Source organism: Bacillus sp. AM1(2019) (genome assembly GCF_009906915.1).
Taxonomy (GTDB): Bacteria; Bacillota; Bacilli; order Bacillales; family Bacillaceae; genus Bacillus; species Bacillus velezensis.
In genome coordinates this window covers 3,217,570-3,231,904 of record NZ_CP047644.1, presented here as the reverse complement: position 1 = coordinate 3,231,904, position 14,335 = coordinate 3,217,570, and the positions used below count along the sequence as shown (strand labels likewise).

Annotated in this window: 17 protein-coding genes; 12 read left to right on the top strand and 5 right to left on the bottom strand. The window is 47.4% G+C overall.

All coding sequences use genetic code 11. From position 1 onward, the window contains the following. Positions 1-13 precede the first annotated feature (13 nt). Positions 14-250 (bottom strand): DUF378 domain-containing protein, encoded by a 237-nt coding sequence (locus GNE05_RS16000; RefSeq protein ID WP_003152104.1) that lies wholly within the window; start codon positions 248-250, stop codon positions 14-16. Positions 251-480: 230 nt separating this feature from the next. Here GNE05_RS16000 and GNE05_RS15995 point away from each other — a divergent pair, with 230 nt between their 5' ends. Together GNE05_RS15995 and GNE05_RS15990 are read left to right on the top strand one after the other, a co-directional pair. Next, positions 481-1,644, top strand: coding sequence for an iron-containing alcohol dehydrogenase (locus GNE05_RS15995; protein WP_014418746.1), 1,164 nt, complete (start codon positions 481-483; stop codon positions 1,642-1,644). Between the two features lie 86 nt (positions 1,645-1,730). Beyond that, positions 1,731-2,903: an iron-containing alcohol dehydrogenase gene (locus GNE05_RS15990; protein WP_003152109.1), complete on the top strand. Its 1,173-nt coding sequence runs from the start codon at positions 1,731-1,733 to the stop codon at positions 2,901-2,903. Positions 2,904-3,118: 215 nt separating this feature from the next. Here GNE05_RS15990 and ycaC read toward each other — a convergent pair whose 3' ends face one another. Continuing rightward, a complete protein-coding gene (gene ycaC / locus GNE05_RS15985) occupies positions 3,119-3,763 on the bottom strand; it encodes an isochorismate family cysteine hydrolase YcaC (RefSeq protein ID WP_014418745.1) in 645 nt (214 codons plus the stop codon). Positions 3,764-3,887: 124 nt separating this feature from the next. Next, positions 3,888-4,454 (bottom strand): NADPH-dependent FMN reductase, encoded by a 567-nt coding sequence (locus GNE05_RS15980; RefSeq protein WP_053285190.1) that lies wholly within the window; start codon positions 4,452-4,454, stop codon positions 3,888-3,890. Between the two features lie 397 nt (positions 4,455-4,851). Between GNE05_RS15980 and GNE05_RS15975 the strand changes: the two genes are divergently transcribed. Genes GNE05_RS15975 through GNE05_RS15965 form a run of 3 tightly spaced genes read left to right on the top strand, consistent with a single transcriptional unit; the run spans position 4,852 to position 7,051 of the window. Continuing rightward, entirely contained in the window at positions 4,852-6,204 is a 1,353-nt protein-coding gene (locus tag GNE05_RS15975) for a glucose-6-phosphate isomerase (RefSeq protein WP_160182975.1), read from the top strand. A 21-nt stretch (positions 6,205-6,225) separates the two neighbouring features. Then, entirely contained in the window at positions 6,226-6,624 is a 399-nt protein-coding gene (locus GNE05_RS15970; protein WP_160182974.1) for a transporter, read from the top strand. Between the two features lie 22 nt (positions 6,625-6,646). Further along, a complete protein-coding gene (locus GNE05_RS15965; RefSeq protein WP_110124318.1) occupies positions 6,647-7,051 on the top strand; it encodes a YugN-like family protein in 405 nt (134 codons plus the stop codon). Here the strand turns inward: GNE05_RS15965 and GNE05_RS15960 are convergent. Further along, on the bottom strand, positions 7,048-8,034 hold the full coding sequence (locus tag GNE05_RS15960) for a potassium channel family protein (protein WP_014418741.1): 987 nt from the start codon (positions 8,032-8,034) through the stop codon (positions 7,048-7,050). The two genes, GNE05_RS15965 and GNE05_RS15960, sit on opposite strands and share 4 nt — an antisense overlap. Further along, positions 8,031-8,285, bottom strand: a complete 255-nt coding sequence (locus GNE05_RS15955; protein ID WP_003152123.1) for a protein mistic — start codon at positions 8,283-8,285, stop codon at positions 8,031-8,033. Before GNE05_RS15955 ends, GNE05_RS15960 begins: the two co-directional genes overlap by 4 nt. A 132-nt stretch (positions 8,286-8,417) precedes the next feature. Here GNE05_RS15955 and GNE05_RS15950 point away from each other — a divergent pair, with 132 nt between their 5' ends. The 7 genes from GNE05_RS15950 (at position 8,418) to GNE05_RS15920 (ending at position 14,331) form a co-directional block, all read left to right on the top strand. Continuing rightward, a complete protein-coding gene (locus GNE05_RS15950; RefSeq protein WP_014418740.1) occupies positions 8,418-8,681 on the top strand; it encodes a YuzI family membrane protein in 264 nt (87 codons plus the stop codon). Positions 8,682-8,727: 46 nt separating this feature from the next. Next, the gene (locus GNE05_RS15945; protein ID WP_003152125.1) at positions 8,728-9,405 is read left to right on the top strand and encodes a zinc metallopeptidase; all 678 of its coding nucleotides are present in this window, start codon (positions 8,728-8,730) and stop codon (positions 9,403-9,405) included. A 42-nt stretch (positions 9,406-9,447) separates the two neighbouring features. Next, a complete protein-coding gene (locus GNE05_RS15940) occupies positions 9,448-10,737 on the top strand; it encodes a hemolysin family protein (protein WP_007408640.1) in 1,290 nt (429 codons plus the stop codon). A 90-nt stretch (positions 10,738-10,827) separates the two neighbouring features. After that, on the top strand, positions 10,828-12,486 hold the full coding sequence (locus tag GNE05_RS15935) for a glycoside hydrolase family 13 protein (RefSeq protein ID WP_160182973.1): 1,659 nt from the start codon (positions 10,828-10,830) through the stop codon (positions 12,484-12,486). Positions 12,487-12,607: 121 nt separating this feature from the next. Next, entirely contained in the window at positions 12,608-13,030 is a 423-nt protein-coding gene (locus GNE05_RS15930; RefSeq protein ID WP_061862522.1) for a secondary thiamine-phosphate synthase enzyme YjbQ, read from the top strand. Further along, positions 13,023-14,054, top strand: coding sequence for a nitronate monooxygenase (locus GNE05_RS15925; protein ID WP_014418737.1), 1,032 nt, complete (start codon positions 13,023-13,025; stop codon positions 14,052-14,054). The genes GNE05_RS15930 and GNE05_RS15925 overlap by 8 nt, the downstream gene beginning before the upstream one ends. A gap of 25 nt (positions 14,055-14,079) precedes the next feature. Further along, positions 14,080-14,331, top strand: coding sequence for a hypothetical protein (locus GNE05_RS15920; RefSeq protein WP_014418736.1), 252 nt, complete (start codon positions 14,080-14,082; stop codon positions 14,329-14,331). Positions 14,332-14,335 lie beyond the last annotated feature (4 nt).

Sequence of the window (14,335 nt, the reverse complement as noted above, 5' to 3'; positions counted from 1 at the left end):
GCTTTTTTTATGTTTATCTGACTTCCGGATTTGCCGCTTCCTCGCGGGATGTTTCTTCGTTCGGCTTAAACAGCAGGCCGAGATTGATCAGACCGGCGATGCCGACAAGACCGTAAATAATCCGCGACAGAGCTGATCCTTGGCCGCCGAAGATGGCTGCTACTAAATCAAATTGGAAAAATCCGATCAGTCCCCAGTTAATAGCGCCGATAATCGTTAATACGAGACAGATACGCTGAATAACACTCATGTAAACAACCTCCTCTATGAATTCGTGAAACAGTTATAGATTGTGACAAAGCAAAGAATCTATGCATACTACATTCTCCGCCGTGTAAATCACACACTGTCTCAAGCTGTACAAGTGCCTTTCCCGGGAAGCCGCTGTCTGTAAACCGCGTGATGTGCCGTCAAAAAAGCGGATTGCTTTACATTGAATGTCATCTTTCTGCATAATATAAATCCAAAGGAGGAGATGTCATGCAAAACTTTACATATTGGAATCCGACCAAATTGATTTTCGGAAAGGGAGAGGTCGAAAAACTTCCTGAAGAAATCAAGCCGTACGGAAAGAATGTACTGCTCGTATACGGGGGCGGCAGCATTAAGCGCAGCGGTCTTTATGATCAAGTAACCGAACTGCTGAAAAAAGCAGGAGTTACCGTACATGAATTGGCAGGCGTAGAGCCGAATCCGCGTGTCTCAACGGTGAACAAAGGTGTTGCGCTCTGTAAAGAAAACAGCATCGATTTCTTATTGGCCGTCGGCGGCGGAAGTGTCATTGACTGCACGAAAGCCATCGCGGCGGGCGCTAAATATGACGGCGACGCGTGGGATATCGTCACGAAAAAACACCAGCCGAAAGAAGCGCTGCCGTTCGGAACAGTGCTGACCCTTGCGGCAACCGGTTCGGAGATGAACTCCGGATCAGTCATCACAAACTGGGAGACACAAGAGAAATACGGATGGGGGAGCCCGCTCGTTTACCCTAAATTCTCTATTCTCGATCCGGTAAACACATTTACCGTTCCGAAAGACCACACCATTTACGGCATGGTCGATATGATGAGCCATGTGTTTGAACAATATTTCCACCACACGTCAAACACGCCGTATCAGGACCGGATGTGTGAATCGCTTCTGCGCACGGTGATTGAAACAGCGCCGAAGCTGATCAATGATCTGGAGAACTACGAGCTTCGTGAGACGATTTTATATACAGGCACGATCGCATTAAACGGAATGCTGTCAATGGGCGCAAGAGGGGATTGGGCCACACACAACATCGAGCATGCGGTATCAGCGGTTTACGATATACCGCACGCCGGAGGTTTAGCGATTCTGTTCCCGAACTGGATGAGACATGTGCTCAAAGAAAATCCGGCCCGCTTTAAACAGCTTGCCGTCCGTGTTTTCGATATAGACGAGACAGGCAGATCAGATGAAGAGATCGCACTTGAAGGAATCAGCAAGCTGTCTGATTTCTGGACGAGCCTCGGCGCTCCGAACAGACTCGCTGATTATGATATTTCTGATGAGAAGCTGGATACGATTGCAGATAAAGCGATGGCAAACGGAGCATTCGGACAGTTCAAGTCACTGCAGAAAGAAGACGTGCTTGCGATACTGAAAGCATCATTGTAATAACATAAAGGGGGCGGCCGGATTGGCAGCTCCTTTTTTTCTGTGTTATAGTAATTCCCTTACGATTTTTTTGGAGGTCATGATAAATGGAGAACTTTACTTACTACAATCCGACGAAACTGATTTTCGGAAAAGGTCAAATCGACCAATTGAAAAAAGAGCTGAAGCAATACGGGAAAAACGTGCTGCTTGTTTACGGAGGCGGCAGCATTAAGCGAAACGGCCTGTATGACCAAGTAACAGGCATCTTAAAAGAAGAAGGCGCAACCGTTCATGAGCTTGCGGGCGTTGAACCGAACCCGCGTCTGGAAACGGTAAATAAAGGAATTGAGCTGTGCAGACAGCATGAGATTGATTTCCTTCTCGCAGTCGGCGGCGGAAGTGTCATCGACTGTACAAAAGCGATTGCGGCCGGTGCGAAATATGACGGCGACGCATGGGACATTTACAGCAAAAAAGTAACGGCGCAGGACGCACTCCCGTTCGGCACGGTGCTGACGCTTGCGGCGACAGGCTCTGAAATGAACCCTGATTCCGTTATCACAAATTGGGAAACAAACGAAAAATTCGTATGGGGCAGCAATGTCACTCATCCGCGTTTCTCCATTTTAGATCCTGAGAATACTTTCAGCGTTCCGGAAAACCAAACCGTATACGGCATGGTGGATATGATGAGCCACGTATTTGAACAATACTTCCACAATGTTGAAAACACGCCGCTTCAGGACAGAATGTGTTTTGCGGTCCTTCAGACGGTAATTGAAACAGCACCGAAACTTTTGGAAGACCTTGAGAACTATAAGCACCGTGAAACGATTTTATACGCGGGTACGATCGCATTAAACGGCACGCTGCAAATGGGCTATTTCGGCGATTGGGCTTCCCATACGATGGAGCACGCCGTATCAGCGGTGTATGACATCCCTCACGCGGGAGGACTTGCGATTCTGTTCCCGAACTGGATGAGATACACGCTGGATACAAATGTAGACCGTTTTAAAAACCTGATGCTCAACATGTTTGACATTGATACTGAAGGCAAAACGGATAAAGAAATTGCGCTTGAAGGGATCGATAAATTGTCCGCGTTCTGGACAAGCCTCGGTGCACCGTCCCGCCTTGCGGATTATGACATCGGTGAAGACAAGCTTGAGCTGATCGCAGACATCGCCGCAAAAGAAATGGAATACGGCGGATTCGGCAATTTCCAAAAACTGAACAAAGATGACGTACTTGCCATCTTAAAGGCGTCACTGTAAGATACATTCCCGGCCGGGGTGAAGATGAAATAGATTTTCAAGCTGCAGATGTAATCACATGCTGCGGATTTGACTCCCTGTTTCTGTACATTTAGCAGAAAAGGATTAATTAACTTTGCGATTGCCGATCATCTATTTACACAAAATCTAAATCATGAAGAGCCTTGCTATACTTCGAATTTAAAAAAGGGGCGCTGATTCAATCAGCGCTCCTTTTATGCATTTTGTGTACTAAGGTCCCGCTGAGCCCCCATATAGCTTCCCATTAAGTTTTGATAACCGGGAAGATGACTGGAGATTAATGCGCCAAAACCTTCAACATCGTTGCGCCAATCACGCTGAAGCTCGCATGCTACGCTGAACCAGTTCATAAGCTGCGCGCCGCCATGAGCCATACGGGTTAGTGATGCATCTGCTACTTGCTTATTAAACGTCCCCGAAGCATCTGTCACAACAAACACTTCGTAGCCTGCTTTAATGGCAGAAAGCGCAGGAAAAGCAACGCAGACATCTGTAACTACACCTGCGATAATCAGCTGTTTTTTGCCAGTCGCTTCAATGGCTTTAACAAAGTCTTCATTGTCCCATGCATTAATTTGTCCGGGACGGGCTATTTTTGGCGCATCAGGAAAGAGATCAACGAGTTCTTGCATGAGCGGTCCGTTGGGTCCGTTTTCAAAGCTGGTTGTTAAAATAACCGGTAAATCAAAGAATTTAGCCGTATCACCGAGAGCCAATACATTGTTTTTAAATTCATCAACGCCATAGTCACGCACGAGACCGGAAATAAGGCCGGTTTGATGGTCAACTAAAAGCACGGCAGCATCATCTTTTGAAAGACGGGAATAAAGATCAGACATTTTATAATCCTCCTTGAATTAAGGCAAGTAAGTTTGTGAATTGAAAACGGTAAATCTATTCATATGCTGTATAGATAGAAAGTTATTTCTGAGGTGACTTTTCGTGAGGGTGATGATCCTTCAATTAATCTGGAACGGGAACCGGAGCATGATCAATCCAATGGATGAACTGTTGTAAATAGCGTTGAAGATAACATTTCGTTTGTTCATCCGTAAGTATGTTTTGAGCGGAATCAATTTTCTCATGGACTTGCGAAATCAGCATTTTTTGAAATGGCAAAACATTGACTTGCATAGCTTCGAGTACTTCCCTCATTTGCGTTTGACCAAAGGCAGTGCCGAACCCTCCGGGGGTTGCTCCGATTAAGCCAACCGGTTTTCTGTTTAAAACAGAAGAGGTCCGCGGTCTCGATGCCCAGTCCAATGCGTTTTTTAACACCCCGGGGATTCCGGAATTGTACTCTGGACTTACAATGATGATGCCGTCAACGTCTTGTATATCAGCTCTAAAGGATGTTACGGAGTCTGGTGCTCCGGCAATTTCTAAATCTTCGTTAAAAAAAGGAAGACTGTCTATTTCAACCCAGCGAAATTGAGCCGCATTATCTAAGTCAATCAATGATTGAGCAATTGCTCGATTATACGAGTTTTTTCGTAAACTTCCGCAAATAAGACCAATGGTTTTAGTCATAAAATCACCTCCCGGTTTAAAATCACTTTCATCTTAACATGATACTCCAAATATAGACACTATTTTTAAAAATGGACATTTATGCCTTAATATGCCTTCGCGGCAGCCTCTCAAGAGGAGTACTATATAAAAAGAACCGGCCCATCGGGATTGGCGATGGATGTCATCCTGCTCCAAAGTAAAGGTGATACGTTCCTGGATCATCAACATTCGATTCGTTCCCCCTCTCACGATTATTACAAATATAACCATATCGAATCCGGGATATTGTATAAAAAATGAACGCATCTTTAGCGCAAATCCCGTATTCATCCGGCCTTCTTCATGACTTGATTTAGCGGGTGAGTTCATATAAAGTGAAAGAGAAAACAATTCACCGTGATGGAGGGACAAGCAAATGACGCATGTACGCTTTGATTACTCAAGAGCGTTACCTTTTTTCAATGAACATGAACTTACATACGCACGTGATTTCGTAAAAACGGCACACCATAATATCCATGAAAAAACAGGCGCCGGAAGCGACTTTTTAGGATGGGTGGACCTCCCTGAAAACTACGATAAAGAAGAATTCGCGCGCATTAAAAAAAGCGCTGAAAAAATCAAATCAGATTCAGACGTGCTTCTCGTCGTGGGTATCGGCGGTTCATACTTAGGCGCCCGCGCGGCGATTGAAGCGCTCAATCATTCTTTCTATAACGTCCTGCCGAAAGACAAGCGCAAAAACCCTCAAGTTATCTTTATCGGCAACAATATCAGCTCAACTTATATGAAAGATGTTATGGATCTTTTAGAAGACGCTGATTTCTCTATCAATGTCATTTCTAAATCAGGCACGACGACGGAACCTGCAATCGCTTTCCGGATTTTCCGCAAACTTCTTGAAGAAAAATACGGAAAAGAAGAAGCGAAAGCGCGGATTTACGCGACGACAGATAAAGAGCGCGGCGCTTTAAAAACGCTTTCTAATGAAGAAGGCTTCGAATCATTCGTTATTCCTGATGATGTCGGCGGACGTTTCTCCGTTCTGACTGCGGTAGGCCTTCTGCCGATTGCGGTAAGCGGGGCTGATATCGATGAAATGATGAAAGGCGCTCTTGATGCAAGCAAAGACTTTTCCAGCTCGGAATTAGAAGATAACGCGGCTTACCAATACGCCGTCGTCCGCAACGTTCTGTATAATAAAGGAAGAACCATTGAAATGCTCATCAACTATGAGCCTGCGCTGCAATACTTTGCGGAATGGTGGAAGCAGCTCTTCGGCGAAAGTGAAGGAAAAGATGAAAAAGGCATCTATCCTTCTTCCGCTAACTTCTCAACAGACCTTCACTCTCTCGGTCAATACGTGCAGGAAGGCAGACGCGATCTGTTTGAAACTGTATTAAACGTTGAAAAACCGAAGCATGAGCTGACAATTGAAGAAGCGGAAAATGATCTCGACGGCTTAAATTACTTAGCCGGAAAAACGGTCGATTTCGTCAACAAAAAAGCGTTCGAAGGCACGATGCTTGCCCATACAGACGGAAAAGTGCCGAACTTAATTGTCAACATTCCGGAGCTTAATGCATATACATTTGGATATCTTGTCTATTTCTTTGAAAAAGCGGTGGCGATGAGCGGTTATCTGCTCGGAGTCAACCCGTTTGATCAGCCGGGTGTTGAAGCCTATAAGGTGAATATGTTCGCGCTTCTCGGCAAACCGGGCTTTGAAGAGAAAAAAGCAGAGCTTGAAAAACGCCTTGAAAAATAAAAAGAAGGGCTGGCCCTCAGCATGACGGGTCAGCCTTTTTTAAACCGTGAAAGGTGTGATGATGAATTGATGCGGCTTTTATGTAAGCATGCCGTCATTTCCGTCTGTTCCGCCGTTATTGTCTATTCGGCACTAAAACTGTCTCCTGAATCCCTCTTACAAACCATCCTGTTTTTCGCTTTCCCTCTCGGCTTGTTTACGGACATGGTCCGGCTGAAACTGAAGATTGGCCGGATGCAGTCGCTGATCACGAAGTGCTGTCTCTATGCCGCCGTTTTCTATATTTCAACGGAAGGCGCTCTCTCCGCAATTGTGACGTATGTTCTGATTGAATGCGCCGTCACCTCTTTCCGGCGTCTGTCTGCCGCTCCCGATTCTTCCCGGGCGCCGTATGAAGATGCCGCAGAGCGGGGACGCTAAAGACAAAAAGGAGCATATGCACATGATCAGCATACCATCTTCACTTGAAGGGCAATCGTTTTTACTCCGCGAATTGGAACAGGTGATGAAACCGATCGGTTATACCATCGGAGGCGGCTGGGAGTATGACCGCGGGTTCTTTGATTACAAAATTTCCGATCAGGACGGCGATTTATTTCTCCGTATCCCTGTTGAAGCAAATAAGGGACACCTGGATGAACGGGGGGCCGCCGTTACAATCGGCACACCCTTTTTGCTGAGGCACGTCTATCAGCAGGCAACGGATGATCACGCAGGCGGCGGTGTTTTTGAGTCATTATTCAACCAATTCTCCGAGCCGAAACGGCGGGATGCGGCAATTGACCGCTCATATACAGATATCGGCATCTCGCTTGTGAAAGAGCTGGAAGACGTCCTGCTGCATTAAAGAGCCAAAAACAGATCAGTATCGAGCACCTTGTATGACAGGGGAGGGGTCAGCATTGGCCCCTCTTCTTTTTGTATGCCGATGATCGTGGTATTCCGTTTGAGATAATAGAGCGCACAGTCATGATAAGATGAGCCCTTTAATTCCCCGGGAACGGGAATGATGCGAACCTTTTTCTCCAGCGTCAGATCTGACAGCGTTTGCGGTTTGGCAAGCTGCAGCTTGACCCGGTAATGCTCAAACATCACCCGGCTCGACAGCCGTGATGTGCACAGAATCTTATTAGCTCCTGCGCGCTCGGCGTTTTTGACATACCGTTCCGTTAAAATTTCCACGATACAATAAACGGACGGATGCAGCCCTTTGATGGCGAGAAGCGTTAATACCGACAGCATATCAGCTTCGGATTCATTTTTCTGCTGATCCGCTGTCAGAATGACGGTATCGGCTTCCGTAACATTCGCCTTATTGAGCGTACTGTCATCAGCGGCATGTCCGCGGATGAAATGGACGTTTTCAATAAGCGGCCCTTCCCTTAATGAATCATCAATCAGGACGACAGTTTTTGACGGCGCGATGTGCTGCAGTTCTTTCAGCAGCATATGCGATTTCTCATTCCATCCGATAAGAATGACGTGCCCTTTGCCTTTAAAGGCGACCTTCCCTTCGACATAGCGGTGCTGTTTGCTGAATACGGCTGAAGAAAGCGTGGCGAAATAGGCGGTCACAAAACTCGCTCCGCTTAATACAAGCACCATGCCGGCAATCTGCCCGAGCGGCGTCTGGGGAACGTAATCGCCGTAGCCGACCGTGGCCACCGTAATAACCGCCCACCAAACCCCTTCAAACACAGACGTGAATTGCTTCGGTTCAAGCATGTAAATGAGTTGGCCGAACAATAAGATCAAGGCGATAATGATCAGTCCGATCCGAACATATAACGGCCATCTCAGCCAGGAAATAAAAATACGGTTTGATTTCATTCGTCCGGCTCTTCTTTCGACAGAGAGATGGATAAAATCTGCTTAATAATGGTGTTTAGTTTTTCGTCCAGCTGTTCCTGGCCGTATGAGTCACGCGCATGTCTGATTAAATCGGCCGTCTCATCTTCAAACTGAATGAGAGGCTCGTCGTTTTCCGATTCATTATAGAGCTGGATAAAGGCGTCAAGCCCCTCGTTCATTCTGTCTATCGCATTGCTCAGCTGTTCTTTCTCGCCATTTGTCACTTTCATGTCGATCACACCTGTATCTTTTTTTATACAGTATGTCCCAGTTCGTTTGATGTCTTTCAAAAATCGACGAAAACATATTCACCCTTATTTTTTCATATGATAAAGAAAGCGGACCGAAAAAGGGTGAGTCGAATGACAGTCATTCAAAAACTGCTGGCGGCGCTGGCCGGAGCGCAGCTGCTCGCTTCGGCGGCCGTATTGCTTATTTTTGATTTGAATGGACACAATCATATGTCCGGCGGATTTTCATGGCTTGTTTTTGCAAAAGAGACCGCAGGCACGTTTCCGTTTTACATCGGAATGGCCGGGTGTATCCTCATCATGCTCGGAGGATTGATTCCTGTCAGAAAAAAGAAGCGGATTTCTGTACAGGAAAGCGGACAATCATTAAAATAATATATAAGCAGATCGTACGATATAAGAGAAAAAGGAAGAGGATAATATGCTGTTTATCTTTTTAACAATTGCTGCATTGGGATTGTCGTTTTGGGCACAATTTAAAGTGAAAAGCAATTTTCAGAAATACTCAGACGTAGAAGCTTCCAGTCAGCGGACGGGGGCGGAAACGGCAAGACGGATTCTTGATATTAACGGTTTATATGATGTGCCGGTAGAACCGGTAAGAGGCACTTTAACAGACCATTACGACCCGACGGAGCGGGTGGTGCGTTTATCTGAGCCGGTATATTACGGCCGCTCCATTTCCGCCATTTCCGTCGCTTCCCATGAAGTCGGACATGCTTTGCAGCATCAGGAATCATACGGCGCGCTTGTGCTGAGGCACAAAATTTTTCCGGTCGTCAATTTTGCCTCCGGGGTTGCCCCTCTGCTTTTCTTGGGCGGGATGCTCCTGGGCAGCTTGAACTTAATCGGACTCGGCATTATTTTGTTTTCGGCCGCTGTTTTTTTCCAGCTTGTCACACTGCCTGTCGAGTTTAATGCCAGCGCGAGGGCGAAGCGGATTATCGTGTCGGAAGGATTCATTCGCAACAGTGAAGAACACGGCGTGAATAAAGTGCTGAACGCCGCCGCGCTGACGTATGTGGCTGCGGCGCTCGTTTCATTATTCGAGCTGCTTCGTTTTGTGATGATTTTCTTAAATGGTCGTGATGAGAATTAACACGAAGGAGGTGGCCCCTTACCGTTTGCGGTAGGGGTTTTTTTGCTTATATTAAAACTGATTCTCATTATGCTGTTAATCGGATTAACGGCCATCTTTGTCGCTGCGGAATTTGCGATTGTCAAAATCCGCGGTTCAAAAATTGCGGAGCTGGTTGAAACCGGAGACAGCCGGGCGCTCGCGGCGCACAGGGTGATTTCAAATCTCGATGAATATTTATCAGCGTGCCAGCTCGGCATTACGATTACGGCGCTCGGACTCGGCTGGCTCGGTGAACCGACGATTCAGCGGCTTCTTCATCCTGTTTTCAGCCTGATCGGAATGCCGTCATCTATTACGCACGTCGTCACGTTTATTGCGGCGTTTATCGCCGTTACGTATCTGCACGTCGTCATCGGAGAGCTTGCGCCGAAAACGATATCCATTCAAAAAGCCGAAGCCGTCAGTCTGTGGACGGCAAAACCGCTCATTCTGTTTTATAAAGTGATGTATCCGTTTATTAAGCTGTTAAACGGCTCAGCCGGATTTTTGGTCAAGCTGTTCGGTTTTCATTCGGTGAAAGAACATGAGGTCGTGGTCAGTGAAGAGGAATTGCGGCTGATTTTGTCCGAAAGCTATAAAAAAGGTCAAATCAATCAATCTGAATTCCGTTACGTCAATAAGATATTTGAATTCGATAACCGGGTCGCCAGAGAAATCATGGTGCCGCGCACCGAAATCGCCGCCATCTCGCTTGAACAGTCAGTTGATGAAGCCATACATTTGATCATCAACGAACGGTATACGCGATATCCGGTTATTAAGGAAGACAAAGATCACATTCTCGGCATTATTAACAATAAGGATTTATTTAAAGCGTATTTTCTCGGCCGCTCCATTGAATTAAAAGAAATTATGCGTCCGGTCATCAGAGTCATTGAAAGCATCCCCGTTCAGGAGCTTTTGATCCGTATGCAGAAGGAGCGGATTCATATGGCGATTCTCGTTGACGAATACGGCGGCACGGCGGGGCTTGTGACCGTCGAAGACATATTGGAGGAAATCGTCGGGGAAATCCGTGATGAATATGACCAGGATGAAATGCCCCACATCGTCAAAAAAGGCGAACACCACTATGTGATGGACGGCAAGGCGCTCATAGAAGAGGTGAATGATCTTCTTGATATCGCCATCGAAAATGAAGACATTGACACGATTGCCGGCTGGCTCTTAACACAAAAAATGGAGCTGAAAAATGGTGATGTGTTTCATGCCGAAGGGTGTGAATTTAAGGTGCTGGAAGCGGAAGACCATCATATCCGCTTCGTTGAAATTAAAAAAACTGATTTCTGAGCCTCCTGCTTTTGCAATGAGGCTTTTTTTTATGGGAAAAATGCTTCTTCGTCCCGCTCCTTCATATGATGTAAAGAAAGGAGTGTCGGTATGAAAACGGATTGGTGGAAAACGGCGGCCGTCTATCAAATTTATCCCCGAAGTTTTATGGATTCGAACGGGGACGGAATCGGCGACATTAACGGCATCAGAGCAAAGCTTCATTACATAAAAGAGTTGGGGGCGGATGTGATCTGGCTTTGTCCCGTTTTTGACTCGCCGGGCGCGGACAACGGCTACGATATTCGGAATTATAAACAAATTGCCGGCGAATTCGGGACGATGGAGGATTTTGACCGGCTCCTTGCGGATGTCCATGCGCTCGGCATGAAGCTGATTATAGACCTTGTCATCAACCATACAAGCGATGAGCACCCTTGGTTTATCGAATCACGCTCAGCGAAAGATTCCGAAAAACGGGACTGGTACATCTGGAGAGACGGAAAAAACGGCAAAGAGCCGAACAATTGGGAAAGCATTTTCGGCGGATCGGCGTGGGAATATGATCAAGAGACCGGCCAGTATTACCTGCACCTGTTTGACAAAAAACAGCCTGATTTAAATTGGGAAAACGAAGCGATGAGGCAGTCCGTTTATGAGATGGTCCGCTGGTGGCTTGATAAAGGCATAGACGGCTTCCGGGTGGATGCCATTTCTCACATTAAGAAAAAAGAAGGTCTCCCTGACATGCCGAATCCGGACGGTCTCCCGTACGTCCCGTCTTTCCCGTATCATATGAATGGGGAAGGCATAATGGCTCTCTTAAAAGAGCTGAAACGGGAAACATTTTCGCGCTATCCGATCATGACGGTCGGCGAGGCGAACGGAGTGGCGGCTTGGGAGGCGGCTGATTGGGCCGGTGAAGAAAACGGCGTCTTTCAAATGATTTTTCAATTTGAACATCTCGGCCTCTGGGATACGGAAGATGATCAAAGCATCTCCATTCCGGCGCTTAAGCGCGTCTTGTCCGGCTGGCAGAACAGTCTTGAAGGAAAGGGCTGGAACGCGTTGTTTATGGAGAACCACGATCAGCCCCGTTCCGTCTCGGTATGGGGTGACGAACGGTTTTTGAAAGAAAGCGCCAAGGCACTCGCCGCGATGTATATGCTGATGAAAGGCACGCCGTTTATTTACCAGGGGCAGGAGCTCGGAATGACCAATGTTTCGTTCCCATCCATTGAAGATTATGATGACGCCGCAATGAAATATCTGTATGAAAAAGAGACGTCCCGCGGCGTTCCGCATGAAAAAGTGATAAAGATCATCTGGAAGAAGGGCCGGGATAATTCACGGACACCGATGCAATGGAGCGGTGAGGCGAACGGCGGGTTTTCTGTTGCTTCTCCGTGGCTCGGAGTGAATCCGAACCACACATGGCTGAATGCTGCATCACAAATGCAGGATGAAACATCCGTATACCATTTCTACAAACGGCTGCTCGCCCTCAGAAAAGAACACGGCGTATTGATCAGCGGCACATATGAATTGCTGCTTCCGAATGACCGGCAGATTTATGCCTATCTAAGAAAAAACGGAACAAAAACCGCCCTGATCATCACAAATCTGTCCCGAACCCCCGCTTTATACAGGCATCCCGGTTATCCGCTTGACTCCGATTCTCTCGTGCTTGCAAACGCGGAGACAGAAGCGCACCGCCATGTGACATCCTTTCTTTTAAAGCCTTATGAGGCCCGCGTATATATATGGTGAAAAACTTCAGTCCCGAGGCTGAAGTTTTTTGTGATCTGCGTTTATCATCGCGATCCGACAGGAAAAGACAAATACAGAAACGAATATGGGAAAGGAAGAGAAAAAGAAAGGAGGCATTCATATGCTGAAAAAATTACAGATTCAAACAAACAGACGGGATGAAATGATCGACATCACACATGAAGCTGAAGCGTTTCTCCGCAAAACAGGCGTAAAAAGCGGTTTGGCGCTCATATACTGTCCCCATACAACCGCCGGCATTACCATAAATGAAAATGCCGATCCGGATGTGAAGAGGGATATGCTCAGAAGGTTTGATGAAATGTATCCGTGGGAGCACGAACTGGACCGGCATATGGAGGGAAATACGGCGGCACATATGAAAGCGAGTACAACCGGCGCCTCCCAGCATGTCATCATAGAAGACGGGCGCCTGATACTCGGAACATGGCAGGGCGTTTATTTTTGCGAATTTGACGGTCCGCGAAACAGAACCTGTTATATCAAAATACAGGCTGAAACGGAGGAAAACACAAATGAGTGAGTGGATGAGTGCATTATCATTAACAAAGCCCGTCATTCAGGCGCCGATGGCCGGCGGGCTGGTCACGCCGCGTCTGGCTTCGGCGGTATCAAATGAAGGGGCGCTCGGAAGCCTCGCTTCAGGATACGTCAGCCCGCAAGCGCTTGAAAAACAGCTTATCGAGATGAAAGACCTGACGGACCGCTCCTTTCAAGTAAATCTTTTCGTCCCGGAAGAAAGGCAGATGCCTGAGGCGGAACTGGTTGAAAAATGGAAAGCCCGCATCCCGAGGGCAAAAGACGCCAAGCCGTTCTCTGATCTGAAAGAAGAATGGAATGATTTCGAGGAAAAAGCGGAGCTTCTGATCCGTTACGGAGTCAAAGCGTGTTCATTCACCTTCGGCCTGCCGCCGGAAGAAACGGCGGAAAAGCTGAAGAAAAGCGGATGTTTCCTTTTCGGCACGGCGACAACGCCGGAGGAAGCGAAGGCCTTTGAAGAACGGGGGATGGACGCCGTTATCCTTCAGGGAATAGAAGCCGGCGGACATCGCGGGTCGTTTCTGCCGGTTAAAGGAGAACCGGCTCTCGGCCTTATGGCGCTGATTCCGCAGGCTAAAGACGCGCTGAATATCCCGGTGATTGCGGCAGGCGGCATTTTTGACCGCCGCGGCGTGCAGGCGGCCCGATGTTTGGGTGCAGACGGCGTTCAAGTCGGAACACCGTTTCTCCTTTGTGAAGAAAGCAGCGCCTCACCGGCATATCAAAAAGCCATTGCCGAATCAAAAGGAGCCGACACGCGGCTGACCACCCTGTTTTCGGGAAAACAGGCGCGGGGAATCGTGAATCAGTTCATGAAAACATATGAGGCTGACGAGGGAAATACGCTGCCTTATCCGCTGCATAATACGCTGACAAAGCCGATGCGCGGGCACGCGGCTCAATCAGGAGACGCGGAGTATATGTCTTTATGGGCCGGCCAGTCCGCCGCGAAACTTGAAGGGCCGACAGACGTGAAAACCGTTTTGGACGGATTGTGCGAATCATAATCCAGAAATCGTGAGGTGATGGATGATGAAGATTCTTCAAATGTCCTACAAAAAAAGAGGGACTATTGAGTTTGTCTTTGAAGATTTTCCGCATTCCAAAGTCACCATGGCGCCGATTAAAGGGTATTACTTTGTCCGCGCCATTAAATGGAGCCGACGGGACAGAGCCGTCACCCGACATGATTTAGAGAAGTTTGAATGGGCTGCAAACCAAGCGCTCGGCACGACGGCTTTTTACCGGAAAAGAAAAGCATTCCGCATCCCATCGTCAAAATGACAGA

Coding starts and splice junctions, on each gene's coding strand:
- GNE05_RS16000 (WP_003152104.1), bottom strand. CDS start 250: ATGAGTGTTATTCAGCGTATCTGTCTCGTATTAACGATTATCGGCGCT.
- GNE05_RS15995 (WP_014418746.1), top strand. CDS start 481: ATGCAAAACTTTACATATTGGAATCCGACCAAATTGATTTTCGGAAAG.
- GNE05_RS15990 (WP_003152109.1), top strand. CDS start 1,731: ATGGAGAACTTTACTTACTACAATCCGACGAAACTGATTTTCGGAAAA.
- ycaC (WP_014418745.1), bottom strand. CDS start 3,763: ATGTCTGATCTTTATTCCCGTCTTTCAAAAGATGATGCTGCCGTGCTT.
- GNE05_RS15980 (WP_053285190.1), bottom strand. CDS start 4,454: ATGACTAAAACCATTGGTCTTATTTGCGGAAGTTTACGAAAAAACTCG.
- GNE05_RS15975 (WP_160182975.1), top strand. CDS start 4,852: ATGACGCATGTACGCTTTGATTACTCAAGAGCGTTACCTTTTTTCAAT.
- GNE05_RS15970 (WP_160182974.1), top strand. CDS start 6,226: ATGACGGGTCAGCCTTTTTTAAACCGTGAAAGGTGTGATGATGAATTG.
- GNE05_RS15965 (WP_110124318.1), top strand. CDS start 6,647: ATGATCAGCATACCATCTTCACTTGAAGGGCAATCGTTTTTACTCCGC.
- GNE05_RS15960 (WP_014418741.1), bottom strand. CDS start 8,034: ATGAAATCAAACCGTATTTTTATTTCCTGGCTGAGATGGCCGTTATAT.
- GNE05_RS15955 (WP_003152123.1), bottom strand. CDS start 8,285: ATGAAAGTGACAAATGGCGAGAAAGAACAGCTGAGCAATGCGATAGAC.
- GNE05_RS15950 (WP_014418740.1), top strand. CDS start 8,418: ATGACAGTCATTCAAAAACTGCTGGCGGCGCTGGCCGGAGCGCAGCTG.
- GNE05_RS15945 (WP_003152125.1), top strand. CDS start 8,728: ATGCTGTTTATCTTTTTAACAATTGCTGCATTGGGATTGTCGTTTTGG.
- GNE05_RS15935 (WP_160182973.1), top strand. CDS start 10,828: ATGAAAACGGATTGGTGGAAAACGGCGGCCGTCTATCAAATTTATCCC.
- GNE05_RS15930 (WP_061862522.1), top strand. CDS start 12,608: ATGCTGAAAAAATTACAGATTCAAACAAACAGACGGGATGAAATGATC.
- GNE05_RS15925 (WP_014418737.1), top strand. CDS start 13,023: ATGAGTGAGTGGATGAGTGCATTATCATTAACAAAGCCCGTCATTCAG.
- GNE05_RS15920 (WP_014418736.1), top strand. CDS start 14,080: ATGAAGATTCTTCAAATGTCCTACAAAAAAAGAGGGACTATTGAGTTT.